Origin of the sequence: Pseudarthrobacter sp. S3, from assembly GCF_050156905.1 — a bacterium.
Classification (GTDB): domain Bacteria; phylum Actinomycetota; class Actinomycetes; order Actinomycetales; family Micrococcaceae; genus Arthrobacter.
Window position 1 is genome coordinate 2,140,904 of sequence record NZ_CP189583.1, and the last position, 14,509, is coordinate 2,155,412.

The following is a 14,509-nucleotide window of genomic DNA, read 5'->3' on the forward strand; positions in this document are numbered from 1 at the left end:
AAACCGGTGAAGTCGGATGCTTCGGCGCTGGAAGTGGTCTAGTCCAGCGGTGTTGCGTGCCTTAAGCTTGGATAGTGAAAACTGAAGCAAGGGCTTTCCTTCGTGGCTGATGCCCGCGGTGTTGCCGGTGAGATAGACCGCGGCAGCGGGATTGCCATCTACATCCAACTCAGAGAGATCCTCCGGGCCTACATCAGCGATTCCTGTCCGTCCGGCTCCGCTCTGCCCTCGGAACGTGACCTTGCACTGCGCTTTGGCCTGGCGCGGATGACCGTCCGGCAGGCCATCGATGCCCTTGTCGGTGAGGAAGTCCTCGAGCGTGTTGTGGGCCTTGGCACGTTCGTACGCAAGCCCAAACTCGACCTTCAGGTAAAACTCACTTCGTACAGCGAGGAGATGCAACGCCGCGGCATGATCCCGGCCGCTAAAGTCCTGAGCTTTGAACAGATCGGCGCCAGTGCCTTCCTGGCCCGTGAACTGCAGGTCGAGGAGGGCACGCCACTGGTCCGTTTCCGTCGGCTGCTGCTGGCGGACGGAGAACCCATGAGCGTGGACGAGAACTTCATCCCGGCGCAGCGGGTTCCGGGGCTCCTCGACGGCGAGCCGCCAACTTCGCTCTACAACGTGCTGAGTGAGCAGTTCGGCCTCGTGATGGAATGGGGGGAGGACATGATCGAGGCGACGGCTGCTTCGCCTTCGACGGCACGGCTGCTCAATGTCGACGTCGGCGCCCCCTTGCTGAAAATCCAGAGGCACGCTTTTGTTGCCCGGGCGATGGTTGATTATTCGGTTTCGTATTACCGTGCCGACCGCTACAAGCTATGGGTACCACTTCAACGGCCAGGTGCGAGGCCTGCCCGCAACCAATCTCTGGGCTACCGAAACCACTAGCAACGGGCTGGCCGCAGCCAACAGCGGCGGCCGCCAGTAACGGGAAAGGCCCGGTCCAAATGGATCGGGCCTTTCCCGTTACTGCTATGAGTGTTAGTGGCTGAGGCTCTTCTTGGTTTCCTCGCCGGCCTCTACCGCAGGGGCGTGGTGGCCGTGGGCGGCCTCCAGCTCTACAGGCGTGGCCGGTGCAACACGGTCCTCGAAGAACCACCTGGACAGGAAAGCACGCTGTTTTTCCTTGCGCGTCACAATGCCGTGGTCGTTCGGGACCGCGGGCAGCGGCGAGGGTGATTCGAAGCCAACGAGCTTGTAGCGCTTGTACTCATCCAGCGGCGCATGCACCTCGATGAATTCGCCGTGCGGAAGGCGGACAATACGTCCTGTTTCCCGGCCGTGGAGCGCGATCTCGCGGTCCTTGCGCTGGAGTGCGAGGGCTACCCGCTTAGCAACGACAAACGCGATGACCGGGCCGACGAAGAACAAGGTGCGGAGCCAGTACGTCACATCGTTCAGGGACACATGGAAGTGTGTTGCGATGAGGTCCGAACCAGCGGCTGCCCACATCACGCAGTACCAGACAAAGCCGGCCACCCCGATGGCGGTGCGGGTGGGAGCGTTCCGCGGACGGTCCAGGACATGGTGTTCGCGGGTGTCCTTGGTGATCCAGCTTTCGATCCACGGGTACATAAACATCACCGTGAACAGAATGCCGGCGGGCACCAGGGCGGGCAGTAGAACATTCAGCGTCAGGGTGTATCCGAAGATGACGTACTCGAAGTGGAAGTCGCCGATGACACCAGGCATAAGCCTCAGCGCGCCGTCAACAAACCCGATGTACCAGTCAGGCTGCGTACCGGCCGATACAGGGGAGGGGTCGTAGGGGCCGTAGTTCCAGATCGGGTTGATGGTGAAGAAGGCGGCCATCAGGGCAATGACACCGAACACGATGAAGAAGAAGCCGCCCGCCTTGGCTGCGTACACGGGACCGAGCGGGTAGCCAACAACGTTGCCGTCGTTGCGGCCCGGGCCGGGGTACTGGGTGTGCTTGTGGACAACCACCATAAAGAGGTGCAGAACGATCATCAAGAGGATCAGCGCAGGGACGAGCAGGATGTGCAGCATGTAGAGGCGGCCGATCACAGCCGTTCCCGGGAATTCCCCGCCGAAGAGGAAGAAGGAAATGTAGGTTCCAACGACGGGGATGGCCTTGATAACACCGTCGATGATCCTCAGTCCGTTGCCGGAGAGCAGGTCATCGGGGAGGGAGTAGCCGGTGAAGCCGGCTGCCATGGCGAGGATCAGCAGCACGCTGCCGACAACCCAGTTCATTTCACGTGGTTTGCGGAAAGCCCCAGTGAAGAAAACTCGCAGCATGTGCACGCCGATCGACGCGACAAAAAGCAGCGCGGCCCAGTGGTGGACCTGGCGCATAAACAGGCCCCCACGAACGTCGAAGGAAATATCCAGTGAGGAACTGTACGCCACGGACATCTCGACATTTTTCAGCGGCAGGTATGAACCGTCGTAGCGGGTCTCCGCCATGGACGGATCAAAGAAGAAGGTGAGGAAGGTGCCCGAAAGCAACAGGATGACGAAGGAATAGAGGGCGACTTCACCGAACATGAATGACCAGTGATCGGGGAACACCTTGCGTCCAAATTCACGCAGCATTCCTGATCCGCCCACGCGCGCGTCAACAAAGTCAGTGATGCGTCCGGCTTTAGTCTTGGCGACGAAGGCGGGGGCTTCAGCTCTTGATGCTCCGCTCATGCTCATCACGCTCCCAGTAACTCGGTCCTACAGGTTCATTGAAGTCGCTGGTTGCGACCAGGTAGCCCTCGGCATCCACTGCAATAGGCAGCTGCGGGAGGGGCCGGCTGGCCGGGCCAAAGATCACTTTGCACTCGTTCGTAAGGTCAAAGGTGGACTGGTGGCACGGGCACAGCAGGTGGTGCGTCTGCTGCTCGTACAGAGCAACGGGGCAACCGACGTGGGTGCAGATCTTGGAATAGGCAACGATTCCGTTGTAGCTCCAGTCTTCGCGGCCCTCGGAGGGGTTCAGCGAAGCGGGGTCAAGGCGCATCAGCAGGACTACTGCCTTGGCTTTTTCGTTCAGTTTGCCTTCGTGCAGTTCGTTAAGGCCCTCGGGAATCACGTGGAAGGCTGAACCGATGGTTACGTCAGAGGCCTTGATAGGCGTGCCGTCGGGATCGCGGGTTAGGCGCTTGAGCTTGCCCTCCTGCGGTGCCCACATCGTGTGGGACAGCGCACGGTCTGGGCGGGGGCCGAGGTCACCGAAAACCGCAATTGCGGGGAGCGGTGCCAGGGCCATAGCTCCGAGCAGCGTGTTGCGGATGAGGGGGCGGCGCTTGATGCCGGTCTCCTCCACGATGTCATCCACGATCCGGACGGCCGCCAGGCGGTCTTCTTCGGTGCGGATGGGATGGCGCTCCTCGGAGACTTCATGGTCCGGCATCAGGGCTTTGGCCCAGTGCACAATACCGGTGCCGATGCCGAGCATCGCAAACGCGGTGCCGACGCCCAACAGGGCGTTCTGCAGCCGGATGGTGGCGATGCTTGTGCCCTCGCCCAAGTCGATGGCGAAGTACGCCACCAGGAAGATCAGGGTGCCGACAACTGACGCGCCGAAGAGTACGGCGACCTGCCGTTCTGCACGCTTTGCGGCCTTCGGGTCCGTGTCGGCCAGGCGCAAACGGTGCGGGGGAATTCCAGGATCCTGGAACTTCTCCACCTCATTCTGACCAGCCGTAGCTACGGTGCCCGAGTGGTTCGGACTGCCGTCACTATGGTTGCCCATAATTCGCCTCATCCTTCTCTCGTCCCGGCGTCTGCCGGGTTAGTTTTCAATTTCAAACTGCTGACTGGGCAGCAGAAGTTCTTAATTTTCCCGTTTCGCCTAAGACGTCCGGGAAGTAAGCCAGATGGTGAACGCGATGATGACACCCAGGCCTGCAATCCAGACAAAGAGTCCTTCAGCCACCGGGCCCAGGGCGCCGAGGTCAGCGCCCCCGGGAGAGCCGTTGGCTTCGATCTGCTTCAGGAACGTGACAATGTCGCGCTTGCCCTCGGGGGTGACGTTTGCGTTATTGAAGACGGGCATGTTCTGCGGTCCGGTGACCATCGCTTCGTAGATGTGTTTGCCGGACACATCGGCAAGGGCGGGAGCGAACTTGCCGCGGGTAAGTGCACCGCCGGCGGCCGCCGCATTGTGGCACATCGCGCAGTTCACACGGAAGAGCTCGCCACCCTTGGCGGCGTCACCCTGCTCATCAAGCAGGTGCTCTTCAGGAATTGCCGGGCCGGCTCCCAGGGAAGCTACGTAGGCTGAAAGCTGGTGGGTCTGGTCATCGTTGAACTGGGCCGGCTTTTTGTAAGCCTGCGGACCGTTCATCTGCATGGGCATCCGGCCGGTACCGACCTGGAAGTCAACCGCCGCAGCACCGACACCCACCAGTGACGGGCCATCCTGGCTGCCGCTCGCGCCCATGCCGTGGCAGGTGGCGCAGTTCGCGGCGAAAAGCTTTTCGCCCTCGGCAGTGTCATTGGCGCTGAAGCTGGTGCTGGATGCCTTGGCCTGGTTGACGGTAGTGGCAACGGCGTACAGCCCACCAGTGATGAGCAGTCCCATCAGTAGCAGCGCGATTACTGCGAGTGGGTGACGCCGCTTTTGCGAGAGAGCCTTCACGTGGTGGTTCCTTTATTCGATCGTGCGCCGGCTCCGTGAGCCGCTTCTTGAAATTCTGCCTCTTGTAGAAAAGGAATCAAAGCTTGACTACTTCAGTACGTAGATGACCAGGAAGAGGCCGATCCAGACAACATCCACAAAATGCCAATAGTAGGACGTGACGATCGCGGAGGTTGCTTCGAAGTGGCCGAACTTCTTTGCTGCGAACGAGCGTCCGATGATGAAGAGGAAGGCTATGAGGCCGCCGATGACGTGCAGGCCGTGGAAGCCGGTGGTCATGTAGAACGCTGAACCGTACGCGTTGGATGAGAGCGAAACGTGTTCTGAAACAAGCATCGCGTATTCAGTTGCCTGGCCGGCGACGAAGAACGCACCCATGATGAAGGTCAGCGTGAACCATTCGTTCATACCCCAGCGGGAGAACTGGAACGGACCGCCTGACTTGCGGGGCTGCAGCCGTTCGGCGGCGAAGACGCCCATCTGGCAAGTAAAGGAACTGGCCACGAGGACGATCGTGTTGACGAGCGCAAAGGGGAAGTTGAGCTTTGCTGTCTCTTCCGCCCACATCTGTCCGCTCGTGGAGCGCAGCGTGAAGTACATGGCGAAGAGACCGGCGAAGAACATCAACTCACTGGACAGCCAGACTACGGTTCCGACAGAAACCATATTGGGGCGGTTCAGCGTGGGGTGCGCCGGGGTACTGGGGGCATGGGTCGCAGATGTCACATAGACATTATGTCTATAAAAGTCCGTAGTTCCCAACGCAAACCGCCTTTTCAATGGACTTTTTCTACAAAGACGCGAAATCACTGCGAAAAGTTCCAGGCGGCCTTCACATTGGTCAGGTCCGAGGTGGCTCGATAGCATCAGATGGTGACTTCTCAGGCAACCGCGCCGGCGGACAGCAACACTTGGCCACGGCTCATATCGGCTCTCATCAACGGTGCTGACCTTACAGCGGGCAATACCGCTTGGGCGATGGACAGAATCATGTCAGGGGAGGCGACCCCTTCGCAGATTGCCGGATTCCTGGTTGCCCTCAGTGCCAAGGGTGAAACCGTGGACGAAATCTCGGGCCTGGTGGACGCAATGCTGCGCCATGCAACACCCATCGACATCCCCGGCGAGAAGCTGGACATCGTTGGTACCGGCGGTGACCAGCTGAACACCGTCAACATTTCCACCATGTCCGCCCTCGTCGCTGCTGGCGCTGGAGCGAAAGTGGTTAAGCACGGCAACCGTGCAGCGTCTTCGTCCTCCGGATCGGCCGATGTACTCGAAGCACTGGGGGTCAGGCTCGACCTCCCGGTGGCTCAGGTGGCCCGCAACGCGGGTGAGGCTGGAATCACTTTCTGTTTCGCCCAGGTGTTCCACCCGTCTTTCCGTCACACAGCCGTGCCCCGCCGGGAGCTCGCCATCCCGACCGCTTTTAATTTCCTGGGACCGCTGACCAACCCTGCGCGGGTGCAGGCGTCAGCCGTGGGCGTGGCGAATGCCCGGATGGCTCCGCTGGTTGCGGGCGTCCTGGCGAAGCGTGGTAGCCGCGGCCTGGTTTTCCGTGGCAATGACGGGCTGGACGAGCTGACGACAACGGGTCCCTCCACCGTTTGGGAAATCCGTGCGGGCGCGGTCGCCGAACTGAATTTTGAACCGGCCGAGCTGGGCATCCGTCCCGCAACTGTGGCGGAACTCCGTGGCGGGGACGCTCAGGCGAACGCCGCCGTCGTACGAGATGTCCTTGCCGGCAAATCCGGTGCAGCACGTGATGCTGTGCTGCTCAACGCAGCCGCTGGACTGGTGGCTTTCGATGAATCGTCCGAGGGCCCGTTTCTGGAGCGTATGCGTTCGGCGCTTGCCCGGGCCGCGGAATCGATTGATACCGGCGCTGCGGCCGCGGTCCTCGATAGGTGGGTTGCACTGACGCAGCCTTGACCCGTTTACAAAAGGCGCGGGCCGGCTGTGATGGGCGGGTCCGCTTCATTTTGGGGAAGTGCTCCTACTGTTCGAAGCCGAGCGCGAATGCTGCGTCGAGATCGTGCTGGGAGTAGGCACGGAACGCAATGTGCGTGGTGGTGTGAACCACCGCGGGTACTTTTGAGAGCTTGTCGGCAATGACGTCAGCCAGATCCTCGTGCCGGGCGACGCGGGCAACGGCGATAAGGTCCCATTCGCCGGTGACGGAATAGACCTCGCTGATGCCTGGGATCGCGGAAATTTCCTCGGCGGTTTCCGGGATGCGGGCGGCGTCGGTCTTGATCAGAACGAATGCGGTGATCACTGTTCAATCCTTCCGGATCTGTTGGCCGTAGCTGTGCCCGGCAAGACTCTATGGTGATGCCAGCCTATTACATGGGCGGTGTCCATCAGGTGCGGCCCGGACGCAGGGCCGGCAGCGGTGTCACGACTTTCGAAGCCTGCGCGCCAGTGCAAGAAGCGCCCGGTAACCCACAAGGAGAAGCCCCAGGCTCAAGAGCGCAACAACCACGAAGGCCAGTACTACGCTTTGTCCCGTCAGCGCCCTCAGGATCATGCCGCCGGCTACGGCGCCAAGCCAAACCATGACGCCGGTTGCCATGGACAGCGGACGCCGCCAGGCCCGGCCCGCAAACCAGGCGATGGCGGCTCCAGCCAGGAACGGCCATGCCGTGAGGAAAACTCCTGTGACGATGTCGCCGCGCTGGTGGGCATCCCTGCCGATCGCCGCGAAAACCAAAATCAGGAAGGCATCCGCCAGGGCGGCGGCAATAATGGCCTGCCGGGGAGCTCGAATGGACAGTTTGGTCTCGGAATTCATGGCTTCGAGCCTAACCCAGCGAGGGGGGGCAGCCCGGTCCTGATGCTTGGCGTGCGGCTCTTGCTGGAGCGCGGCGCGCCGTCGTCGGTCCTCTATCTGGCGGTGGAGGACGTCCGGGCGATCATCAGCATCCTTTAGGGCAGGGGAGTGGGGGTAATTGCGCTGCTTGATGTGTCTTTCACCATGGCGACGCTGCCCTGGGTCCGGCAGGAACCGATGAATAGATGGCCTTCATCCGCGACTCGGAAGGGAACACAGTGGGTCTGGTCAGCCGGCATCCTCCGGCCGTTGTGCGGGGGAGCGCCCCGGGCTAGGCGCTAGCCGGACGGGAGTAACATGCAAAAGATTTCCACGTGCCTGTGGTTCGCAAAAGATTTCCACGTGCCTGTGGTTCGAAAAACAGGCCGATGAGGCTGCCGGGTTCTATGTGTCCCGCTTCGGCGATTCCAGGATTCTGGACGTCTCGCGGTTCGACGACGGAGGCCATAAGGCCAGGCGCTGTTCTGCCCGGCGTACCTATACGCTAATCCCTGTAACGGCGTAAACTTCGGCGCTCAAGCTCTCGAAACCTGGGACCGCGCATCACCGGGTCCTAATCTGCAAATTCTGCAATCGGATCACATATAGTTGACATAATGTAGATTATCGGCGCTTAGAGTACCGGAGCAGACGTAGCGGTGTGAACGTGACCAATACAGCGTTTTCGCAGGTCAATCAAACTTTGTTGGATTTCCATAAGTCAGCGCCGGAGCCCATTTTAATGTCCGAAACACCGTGCGGCGGCACAAAAGCCGGTCCCTGAATGCACAGCCATTGTCTAATCCCGCGTGCTCGCCAAGAATGAACCAATGACGGTCTACCTGCGTTCACTTGAAACTGCTGTTCCGCCGACTGTGCTGGTCCAGGCCGAAGCCCGTGAAGTTTTCGCGGCCCAGCCGGGCCTGACCAGGTTGGGTTCGCGGCTGGTGAACACTTGTTTTGATTCAGCCGCCATCGACACCCGCCATACCGCGGTCGATGAAATGACCATGGCTTTCCGCGCGGACGATCCGCAGTTCTTTGATCCCGCCACGGGCCTGCTCCTGAACCCCACCACCAAGGTGCGCAACGAGATCTTCGCCCGGGAGGTCACTAAACTCTTCATCGAGTCCGCCCGAGCTGCCGTGGACGCATGCCCGGACTTGTCCTTACTTGACATAACCCACGTCGTTACCGTTTCCTGCACAGGGTTCTTCAACCCCGGCCCTGACTATAAGATCGTCCGCGCGTTGGGGCTGGACCCGGCTGTCCAGCGTTATCACCTCGGATTCATGGGCTGCTACGCAGCTTTTCCGGCGCTGCGGGCCGCCAAGTCCTTCTGCGAAGCAGATCCGCAGGCCGTTGTCCTGGTGGTCTGTGCCGAGCTGTGCTCCCTGCACGTCCGGACGTCCAACGATCCTGACACCATCATGGGTTCGGCGCTTTTCGCCGACGGGGCGGCGGCAGCCATCATTACGTCCCGGAATAATCCGGATGCTCCTGCGCTGATGCAACTGGACCACTTCGAAACCGTCCTCACGCCTGTGGGCGAAGAATCCATGGCATGGAACATCGGTGACCATGGCTTTGAGATGGTGCTGGGCAACTACGTACCCCACATCATCGACGACCACATCATCGGCGCGCTTACACCGCTGCTGACCCGGGATCCCTCGCTGTGTGGACTCCCCTACCGGGACATCCGCCATTGGGCCATCCATCCCGGCGGCCGGAGCATCCTGGACAAAGTCCAGACGCGCCTCGACCTCACGGACCAGCAACTCGTTCCGGCACGGGATACGCTGCGGGACTACGGCAACATGAGCAGCGCCACCGTGCTGTTTGTCCTCCGGCACATCCTGGAACAGCCACAAGTGGAGGGTGAGGAACGCATCTGCTCCATGGCATTCGGCCCCGGACTCACGGTGGAGACCGGGCTCTTCACGAAACTCCGCCAGGCAGCTACCGGGAAGCGGGCGGTGCAGCCAGAGGCGGCCTCGTCGCTGGTCTGACCGTTGTCCCCGATGCGGCAAAGGGCTGCGGACGCAGTGGAAATGATGGACCTGCCGGACTGTGATCCCACCAAACTGGAGCTCACGTACCGGCAATTCGAACTGGTGAACCGGCTCTTCTCCGGCTGGCGGCAGCTGTACTGCAACGAGCTTCGCCCTCTGCTCTCCCACGACTCTGAAACCACGCTCCTCGACATAGGATGCGGCGGTGGGGACCTGGCACGCCAGCTCGCCCTCTGGTCCGCCCGGGACAAACTGCTGCTCGACGTCACCGGCATTGACCCGGACGCCAGGGCATACAGCTACTCGTCACGCCGCCCCCACCACGTCTCAGTCCGGTTCCGCCAGGCGGACAGTGCCCACCTGGTCCGCGAAGGCCGCCGGTTCGACGTCGTCATCTCGAACCACGTCATCCACCACCTCCAACCAGCGGACCTGGCTCAGCTCCTGGCAGATTCGCAAGCCCTGGCGCGCCGGATTTCCGTGCACAACGACCTCCGCCGGAGCATTGCAGCCTACGCACTTTTCTCCCTGGCGGCCCTCCCGTTCCGCGGCTCGTTCATCCGTAAGGATGGCCTGACGTCAATCAGGCGCAGCTACACCCCGGCAGAACTCATCGCCGCCGCTCCCCCGGGCTGGCACGTGGAGCGCCGCTCCCCTTTCCATCAGGTCCTCCTGCACGATCCGGACCATCCCGATGGCTGACGTGGTGATCGTCGGCGGCGGACCCGTGGGTCTGTATCTCGCCGCCCTGCTGCTTCAGGAAGGCGTCGCGGTGAGGGTCCTTGAACAGCGGCTTCACCGGGAATCCCACTCCCGGGCCATCGGCATCCATCCCCCCGCCCTCGCGGCACTGGACAGGGCAGCGGTGGCCAGCGCCATGGTTGATGCCGGCGTGCAGATCCGCGGCGGTATTGCGGTCAGCGGGGGAAAAACCGTGGGGTCAATGTCCTTCGCATCCGTTTCGGAGCGCTTCCCGTTTGTCCTGTCCCTCCCCCAGGTCACAACGGAATACCTGCTGGAGCGGCGGGTAGACGAATTGGACAGCACCGCCTTGGTCAGGGGTGCCAGGGTGACGGAAATAGCGGACGACGGCGGGCTGGTAACCGTGCACGCTGAGGCCACCAAAGCGGGCGGTGCCGACGTCCGGATCACCTCTCGCCTTGTGGTCGCCGCCGACGGCTCACGGTCCCGGATGCGCGGTCTGCTGGGCATCCGGGCCACGTCCCGAAGTTATCCCGACCACTACGTGATGGGTGACTACGCAGATTCCGGCGCAAATCTGCACGAAGCCGTCCTGTATCTCGAAGGCGAAGGGATAGTGGAATCTTTTCCCCTGCCGGGCGGTCTGCGTCGCTGGGTGGTCAGGATTCACCGGCCCGCCGCGGTCCCGGACGCGGTCGAACTGGTACGGGTGATCCACCGGCGCACGGGGATCCGGCCGGACCCGGCCACCAACATCATGCTCAGCAGCTTCAGCCCCCGGTCCACGGTGGCGCGCCGATCAGTCGCGGGCCGGGCGGTCTTGGTTGGTGATGCGGCCCATGAAATAAGCCCCATCGGCGGCCAAGGCATGAACCTGGGCTGGCTGGACGCGGCGGAACTCGCGCCGATCATCTGTGCTTCCCTGGCGGGGAAACCGGTGGGTCCGCGCCTGCATGCCTATTCCACCCGGCGTCGGAAGGCCGCCTCGGTGGCGCGATGGCAGTCCGAAGTGAATATGACGCTGGGGCGTCCGCTGGCGCCGCCGTTCCTGGCGTTGAGGAACGGCGCAGTCAGCGCGGTGTCCGGGATCCCGCCGGTCAACAGGCTGGTGGCCCGTCGGTTCACCATGCAGTGAGCCCGCACCGGACGAGGCCGCCAGGCAGTGCCCGCCGGTTCAGGAGTGCACAAAATAGCAGTCGTAACTGTCCTGGCTGATGATCAGGCCGTCCCGGACTTCAAAGACCGACGACGTTCGGGCGCGAATGGTCTCGCCGGCATCCCAGTACCGCAGGTCCATCAGCGTCCTCGCCGACCAGTCGGCCTCCACCACCACGCGACCGCCTTCGCAGGTGGTGCGGCGGCTTTCGAACTTCTGGTCCGCCACTACTTCGCCGCTTTGGTCGAGGCCGGCCATCGCCTGGTCCCGCGTCCGCGTGGAGCCTTCAGCCGCAAGCAGATGCGGCGCCTCGACCAGTACGAAGTCCGCGGCGAGGAAAGGCCCGATGGCCCCGCCGTCGCCGCCGGCTTCCAGGGCCCGGATAAATTCCAGGACAACGTCCAGTGCGTTGGTTTGGGGCGCAATCGGTTCAGCCATGGCATCGACATTAGCCGACTCCGCCGACGCCGTGCCGAGTCCGCCGCTAGGCTTTCCGCATGACAGCCGTATCACCGTCCACTTCATTCACTCCTGCGCACCTGAGGGAACGGGTGCAGGAAATCCTGGCCGCGGGATCGCTGCCGCCCATCGTCCAGGCCGGAAATCCCGTACTCCGCCAGCGGGCTGCGGCCTTCGACGGCCAGATCAGCGCCGGCGAGTTGGACCAGTTGATAGTCCTCATGCGCGAAGTGATGCACGATGCCCCTGGCGTGGGGCTGGCCGCCCCGCAACTCGGAATCCCGCTGCAGCTGGCAGTCCTTGAGGACCAGTACGACGTCGACCCGGAGACCGCTGTACTGCGGCACCGTAGCCCGTTGGAGTTCCTCACCATCATCAACCCGCGCTTTACGGCTGTAGGAACGGAAACATCCGCGTTCTTCGAGGGGTGCCTCTCACTGAGCGGCCTGCAGGCAGTGGTGGTCAGGCCTGAACGGGTGTTGCTTCGATTCGACAGCCCCGCCGGCTTGGCGTCGGAACGGGAATTTGAGGGGTGGCAGGCGCGGATTGTGCAGCACGAAACCGATCACCTTCATGGCACCTTGTACGTTGACCGGGCCGAGTTGAGGTCCTTGAGTTCCAACGCCGAGTACGCCGCCAACTGGGCCGAGCCGGGGATCGGAAAGGCCCGTGCCGCCTTGGGATTCCTGCCCGGGAATCCCTGACACATCCACGCGTCACCGCGTCATTCCGGCGGTACGGCTGCCGGATTCGCGTCGGTCGGGAGGAACCGGGCCCACCATCGCAGGATGTGCTCGAATCGCTGCCGCCGGTGCAGTGGCCTGCCTGACCGGGATAGTTCATGATCCTCACCCGGGAATACGAGCAGCTGGGCTTCAACACCGTGCCACTTCAGTGCCGTGAAATATCTCTGGCCCTGCTCCAGCGGACACCTCAGATCGTTTTCGCTGTGGATAACCAGCGTAGGAGTTTGCACTTTGCCTACGTGTTCGATCGGGCTTTGGGCGGCGACCTCCACAGCCGAATTGCCGAGATACTCGCTGCCGAAGTACCAGCCAATGTCGGCGGAGCCCTCGAAGCTGACCGGGTCCAGGAATCCGCGCTCCACGATGGCACCCTTGAACCTGTGGTGGTGCGCTATGGTCCAGGCGGTCAGGTATCCGCCGTACGAGCCGCCCATGATGCCTAGCCGGCCGGCGTCCAGCGCCGGAAATCTGGCCAGGGTGCCGTCCAGGAACGCGAGGACATCCTCCATGTCATCGGTGCCAAAGCGGCCCTTGATGGCCAGTCCGTGTTCCCGGCCATAGCCTGCAGAGCCGCGTGGGTTGCACATCAGTACGGCGTACCCGGCAGCCGCGTAGACCTGGGCTTCGTCGAACAGGGCGACAGTGAACTGGGCGAAGGGCCCGCCATGGATGTTCAACAGAACCGGGTACGGACCCTTGCCTGCAGGCCTGACCAGCCAGCCATGGACGGGATACCCCTCGGACGCTTCGACGGTTACTTCCTGCGGAACCACAATGTCCGCCTGCGTCCTCAGAATGGCCGAAAAGTCTGTCAGCAGCCGCAACTGCGCGTCGTCGAGCACTGCAACGTCCCCATGGGTGGACGGATCGCTGAACACCACGAGCAGCGAACCACCTGCCCAGGCAGCCCCCGTCACCACCTTGTCACCGTGCAGCAGCAGGGCATGCCCGCCCGTCGCCCCCAGCTCGAGGAGCTCAACAGTGCCCTGCGCAACGTTCAGTACCAGCGCCCGGTCCGGGCCGCGGAGCTCAATCCGGGCACCCGGGGCTGCCACGTCCATCAGATCAGGGTCGGTCAACGCAACCGGCACGCCGCCGTCGGCTGCGACACAGTACAAAACGGCGTTACGTGCCACAAAATCCCGGCCCGTGCTCCCCAGGTCCCGGGCAATATAGAACAGCCATTTGCCGTCCCGCGACTGCCGGACCTCCGTGACGCTTTGAGGTGCAGCTGCTCCCTGATCCACCGGTACGGGGTTGCCGCCGTTGACCGGCACCCTATAGATCAGGGTGGCCAAGTCGTCATCGTTCTCCGGCGGTGCTGCCACAAAGTAGACGGCCGATCCGTCTGCACTGAAAACCCCGGAGCCGGTGTCCGTGGCGAGCGATGTCAGCTGACGGGTTGCTGGTAGGTGCGGAGCGGCCGGGGTTGTTTGCGGCTCACCGCCAAGTTCCGGGACGTCCACGATGAACAGCTGCTGCGGCTTGTCGCGTGTGTAGCCAACCCCGTTCAGCCTGTACTGGTAGGAGGAGATCAATCGTGGTTCCTCCGCCTCCGCGGTGATGGCCTCGCTGCTGCCGTACCGTCCGGCGTCGGGTTCGCGGGAGCTGAAAACTATCCGGTGCGAGTCTGGAGACCACGCGAAGGACTCCACTCCGAGCAGCCTGCAGGTTACGACCTGGGGTTCGCCGCCGCCGGCCTCCACCACAACGAGCTGCGCTTTCGACGACGGTCCGCCTGTCCGGAGGAAGGCAAGGACCAGCCCGTCAGGAGAGAAGGCAGGGGCGGTATCCCGAAAGCCCCTGGTAATTCGCCGCGGCAGCTGTTCCTGGTTCAGCGGGATGTTCCACAGCTGGCCCACGTAGGAATCAGTGTTGAAATCCGGTCTGGTTACCGACACAACAGCACGGCTGCCGTCCGGGTGGACGGCTGGCGCGGAGACCGAATTGAGCAGCGGGAGGTGTTCTGGCTTCACCCACGTGAGCCTAACGTGCGGCTTTCCTCCAGGCGAACACCCGGCC

The 14,509-nt window shown here is 62.5% G+C and carries 15 protein-coding genes; 7 read left to right on the forward strand and 8 right to left on the reverse strand.

The features are described 5' to 3' along the window. Window positions 1-102: 102 nt before the first annotated feature. The gene (locus ACQCSV_RS10260; RefSeq protein WP_282331368.1) at window positions 103-891 is read left to right on the forward strand and encodes a GntR family transcriptional regulator; all 789 of its coding nucleotides are present in this window, start codon (window positions 103-105) and stop codon (window positions 889-891) included. Window positions 892-984: 93 nt separating this feature from the next. Here the strand turns inward: ACQCSV_RS10260 and ACQCSV_RS10265 are convergent, their stop codons facing one another. From ACQCSV_RS10265 to ACQCSV_RS10280, 4 genes are all read right to left on the reverse strand, one after another. Beyond that, the gene (locus ACQCSV_RS10265; RefSeq protein ID WP_354156442.1) at window positions 985-2,661 is read right to left on the reverse strand and encodes a cytochrome bc1 complex cytochrome b subunit; all 1,677 of its coding nucleotides are present in this window, start codon (window positions 2,659-2,661) and stop codon (window positions 985-987) included. Next, entirely contained in the window at window positions 2,639-3,709 is a 1,071-nt protein-coding gene (locus tag ACQCSV_RS10270) for a cytochrome bc1 complex Rieske iron-sulfur subunit (protein WP_282331366.1), read from the reverse strand. Before ACQCSV_RS10270 ends, ACQCSV_RS10265 begins: the two co-directional genes overlap by 23 nt. 99 nt (window positions 3,710-3,808) lie before the next feature. Beyond that, entirely contained in the window at window positions 3,809-4,597 is a 789-nt protein-coding gene (locus ACQCSV_RS10275; RefSeq protein ID WP_354156443.1) for a cytochrome bc1 complex diheme cytochrome c subunit, read from the reverse strand. A gap of 87 nt (window positions 4,598-4,684) precedes the next feature. Then, window positions 4,685-5,359, reverse strand: a complete 675-nt coding sequence (locus ACQCSV_RS10280; RefSeq protein ID WP_426938379.1) for a cytochrome c oxidase subunit 3 — start codon at window positions 5,357-5,359, stop codon at window positions 4,685-4,687. 111 nt (window positions 5,360-5,470) lie between these two features. On the opposite strand from ACQCSV_RS10280, the gene trpD reads away from it, so the two are divergent. Next, a complete protein-coding gene (gene trpD / locus ACQCSV_RS10285) occupies window positions 5,471-6,529 on the forward strand; it encodes an anthranilate phosphoribosyltransferase (RefSeq protein ID WP_354156445.1) in 1,059 nt (352 codons plus the stop codon). A gap of 64 nt (window positions 6,530-6,593) precedes the next feature. Here trpD and ACQCSV_RS10290 read toward each other — a convergent pair whose 3' ends face one another. Together ACQCSV_RS10290 and ACQCSV_RS10295 are read right to left on the reverse strand one after the other, a co-directional pair. Continuing rightward, entirely contained in the window at window positions 6,594-6,875 is a 282-nt protein-coding gene (locus ACQCSV_RS10290) for an Lrp/AsnC family transcriptional regulator (protein WP_056340053.1), read from the reverse strand. 120 nt (window positions 6,876-6,995) lie between these two features. Then, a complete protein-coding gene (locus ACQCSV_RS10295) occupies window positions 6,996-7,391 on the reverse strand; it encodes a DUF3054 domain-containing protein (RefSeq protein ID WP_354156446.1) in 396 nt (131 codons plus the stop codon). A 373-nt stretch (window positions 7,392-7,764) separates the two neighbouring features. Here ACQCSV_RS10295 and ACQCSV_RS10300 point away from each other — a divergent pair, with 373 nt between their 5' ends. From ACQCSV_RS10300 to ACQCSV_RS10315, 4 genes are all read left to right on the forward strand, one after another. Further along, window positions 7,765-7,935 carry a VOC family protein gene (locus ACQCSV_RS10300; RefSeq protein WP_426939553.1) on the forward strand — a complete coding sequence of 57 codons (171 nt, stop codon included), beginning with the start codon at window positions 7,765-7,767 and terminating at the stop codon, window positions 7,933-7,935. Window positions 7,936-8,239: 304 nt separating this feature from the next. Next, a complete protein-coding gene (locus ACQCSV_RS10305) occupies window positions 8,240-9,421 on the forward strand; it encodes a type III polyketide synthase (protein ID WP_354156447.1) in 1,182 nt (393 codons plus the stop codon). 12 nt (window positions 9,422-9,433) lie between these two features. Then, a complete protein-coding gene (locus tag ACQCSV_RS10310; RefSeq protein ID WP_354223253.1) occupies window positions 9,434-10,126 on the forward strand; it encodes a class I SAM-dependent methyltransferase in 693 nt (230 codons plus the stop codon). Beyond that, window positions 10,119-11,261, forward strand: a complete 1,143-nt coding sequence (locus ACQCSV_RS10315) for an NAD(P)/FAD-dependent oxidoreductase (protein WP_354156449.1) — start codon at window positions 10,119-10,121, stop codon at window positions 11,259-11,261. Before ACQCSV_RS10310 ends, ACQCSV_RS10315 begins: the two co-directional genes overlap by 8 nt. 39 nt (window positions 11,262-11,300) lie before the next feature. Here the strand turns inward: ACQCSV_RS10315 and ACQCSV_RS10320 are convergent, their stop codons facing one another. Next, window positions 11,301-11,720, reverse strand: a complete 420-nt coding sequence (locus ACQCSV_RS10320; RefSeq protein WP_354156450.1) for a nuclear transport factor 2 family protein — start codon at window positions 11,718-11,720, stop codon at window positions 11,301-11,303. 59 nt (window positions 11,721-11,779) lie between these two features. Here ACQCSV_RS10320 and ACQCSV_RS10325 point away from each other — a divergent pair, with 59 nt between their 5' ends. After that, the gene (locus tag ACQCSV_RS10325; protein ID WP_354156451.1) at window positions 11,780-12,445 is read left to right on the forward strand and encodes a peptide deformylase; all 666 of its coding nucleotides are present in this window, start codon (window positions 11,780-11,782) and stop codon (window positions 12,443-12,445) included. 20 nt (window positions 12,446-12,465) lie between these two features. On the opposite strand, the gene ACQCSV_RS10330 is transcribed toward ACQCSV_RS10325, so the two are convergent. Beyond that, window positions 12,466-14,463 carry a S9 family peptidase gene (locus ACQCSV_RS10330; RefSeq protein ID WP_426938380.1) on the reverse strand — a complete coding sequence of 666 codons (1,998 nt, stop codon included), beginning with the start codon at window positions 14,461-14,463 and terminating at the stop codon, window positions 12,466-12,468. Window positions 14,464-14,509 lie beyond the last annotated feature (46 nt).

What these genes read in the sequence shown, in the direction of transcription:
- ACQCSV_RS10305 (WP_354156447.1), top strand. Translation starts at nt 8,240, where the DNA reads ATGACGGTCTACCTGCGTTCACTTGAAACTGCTGTTCCGCCGACTGTG.
- ACQCSV_RS10325 (WP_354156451.1), top strand. Translation starts at nt 11,780, where the DNA reads ATGACAGCCGTATCACCGTCCACTTCATTCACTCCTGCGCACCTGAGG.
- ACQCSV_RS10320 (WP_354156450.1), bottom strand. Translation starts at nt 11,720, where the DNA reads ATGGCTGAACCGATTGCGCCCCAAACCAACGCACTGGACGTTGTCCTG.
- ACQCSV_RS10310 (WP_354223253.1), top strand. Translation starts at nt 9,434, where the DNA reads ATGCGGCAAAGGGCTGCGGACGCAGTGGAAATGATGGACCTGCCGGAC.
- ACQCSV_RS10315 (WP_354156449.1), top strand. Translation starts at nt 10,119, where the DNA reads ATGGCTGACGTGGTGATCGTCGGCGGCGGACCCGTGGGTCTGTATCTC.
- ACQCSV_RS10270 (WP_282331366.1), bottom strand. Translation starts at nt 3,709, where the DNA reads ATGGGCAACCATAGTGACGGCAGTCCGAACCACTCGGGCACCGTAGCT.
- ACQCSV_RS10295 (WP_354156446.1), bottom strand. Translation starts at nt 7,391, where the DNA reads ATGAATTCCGAGACCAAACTGTCCATTCGAGCTCCCCGGCAGGCCATT.
- ACQCSV_RS10265 (WP_354156442.1), bottom strand. Translation starts at nt 2,661, where the DNA reads ATGAGCGGAGCATCAAGAGCTGAAGCCCCCGCCTTCGTCGCCAAGACT.